Annotated in this window: 2 protein-coding genes; both read right to left on the bottom strand. The window is 69.3% G+C overall.

Annotation, left to right across the window (positions count from 1 at the left end; all coding sequences use genetic code 11):
* Positions 1 to 89 precede the first annotated feature (89 nt).
* Positions 90 to 872, bottom strand: coding sequence for a glycosyltransferase family 25 protein (locus ACE3O8_RS13475; protein ID WP_374390563.1), 783 nt, complete (start codon positions 870 to 872; stop codon positions 90 to 92).
* A 9-nt stretch (positions 873 to 881) separates the two neighbouring features.
* Positions 882 to 1823, bottom strand: coding sequence for a ribose-phosphate pyrophosphokinase (locus ACE3O8_RS13470; RefSeq protein ID WP_374390561.1), 942 nt, complete (start codon positions 1821 to 1823; stop codon positions 882 to 884).
* Between the last annotated feature and the right edge of the window lie 153 nt (positions 1824 to 1976).

Here is a 1976-nt window from a genome sequence, read left to right as displayed (position 1 = left end):
CGGGGGTTTGAGGGGGCAGAGCCCCCTCAGTCTCTCATCTGCCGTCCTCCGACAGCGGGCGGGCAGGACCTCCTCGGCTCAGGCCGCCGTTACCCGAACCGGATCACATCATACCGGCTGCCCAGCCGCAGCCGCCGCAGTTCCTCGCGCGTGCGGCGCAGCACCCGTTCCAGCCGCCCTTCGCGGCCCGGCGCGGTGGGTCCGCCGTCTGCAAAGCGCGCCATGATGGAGCCGGCGGCCCATTCGGGTTCCGCGGTTCCGCTGTCATTGCGCTTGCCCTGCACGGCGGGGGCGGGGGTCATCTGCCAGATGCGCGCCGTGGGGAAGAAGCCCAGTGTTTCGTTGAACAGCAGTTCGTCCACCGGGTCCGCGAAGCGGTCGGTCATCGCCAGCAGCCGCTTCGCGGTCGCCGCCGTCAGCACATAGCAGCCGGCCCCGATATGGCTGGAAAGCAGCCGCCCCAGGTGCCGCCCGCCAACCGAAACGCCCACGGTGGAGACATGCGCCCGCGTGCCCCAGGTTTCCAGTTTCACCAGGTCGGCGTCGGCCGGGATCCAGCCTGTGTCGGTCACCAGCGCCCCGAATCCGGGGGCCAGGATCATGTCGTCCTCAAGCACCATGCCAAAGGGTTCGCCGCTTGCCGCGATGGCGGCCCAGGCCGCGCGGTGGCTGTGGAAGCAGCCGAAGGCGCCCGCGCTCATCCGGTGGCCGTTGGCCATGGGCGGACCGCCCGCGGCCGCGGCGGCGATGGCCGGGTCCTGCGCGTCGGTGGCGCTGATCCGCACCAGCTCGAAACCGGCCCCGGCCGCCTCGCGCTGCATATGGGCCCAGCGGTCGGGCCGCCGGTCCAGGTTCAGGCAATAGGCCTTCACCCCGGGGCCTCAGTCGAACAGGGAGGAGACGGAGCTTTCGTCGGAAATCCGCCGGATCGCCTCGCCCAGCAGCGGCGCGATGGTCAGCAGCCGGATCTTCTTCGCCTCGGCCACCGGCGGCGTCGCGCCGATGGAATCGGTGATCACCAGTTCCGTCAGCGCCGACCCGTCGACCCGCGCCACCGCCCCGCCAGACAGCACGCCATGCGTCACATAGGCGGCCACGCCCGCCGCGCCCGCGTCCATCAGCGCCTGCGCGGCGTTGCACAGCGTGCCGGCCGAATCGACGATGTCGTCGATCAGGATGCAGAAGCGGCCTGAAACGTCGCCGATGATGTTCATCACTTCGGATTCACCGGCCCGCTCGCGCCGTTTGTCCACGATGGCCAGCGGCGCGTTGCCCAGCCGCCGCGCCAGCGCGCGGGCGCGCACCACGCCGCCCACGTCGGGCGAAACCACCATCAGCTTGCCGGAATGATCGGGATAGCGCGCCTGGATATCGGCCGACATCACCGGCGCGGCATAGAGGTTGTCCGTCGGGATATCGAAGAAGCCCTGGATCTGCCCGGCGTGCAGGTCCACCGAAAGCACCCGCGATGCGCCGGCCACCGTGATCAGGTTGGCGACCAGCTTGGCGGAAATCGGCGTGCGCGGCCCGGGCTTCCGGTCCTGCCGGGCATAGCCGAAATAGGGAATCACCGCCGTGATCCGCTTCGCGCTGGATCGGCGCAGCGCGTCGATGCAGATCAGCAGCTCCATCAGATTGTCGTTCGCGGGCGCTGATGTCGATTGCAGCACGAACACATCCTCGCCGCGCACATTCTCGTGGATTTCCACGAAAATCTCCTCGTCGGCGAAGCGCCTGACCGACGCTTTCGTCAGCGGGATTTCCAGATAGCGGGCGACATCGGCCGCGAGCGTCGAGTTGCTGTTGCCGGCGAGCAGTTTCATCAGGCCATCACCCCTTTTGATTGCCCCGCGCCTAGCGGATGCCCGCCGCTGCCGCAACGGCTTCGGTTCCCGCCCTTGCGCCGCCCCGCCAGCTGTCGGACAAGGCCATGCCGCCGCCGGAGGATCGATCTGCCACGCCCCGCAACCCTGTTC

This window comes from Sandaracinobacter sp., assembly GCF_041909755.1.
Lineage (GTDB): Bacteria > Pseudomonadota > Alphaproteobacteria > Sphingomonadales > Sphingomonadaceae > Sandaracinobacteroides.
Note: the sequence above shows the minus strand (reverse complement) of the source record. Positions and strands in the feature narration are given on the sequence as shown.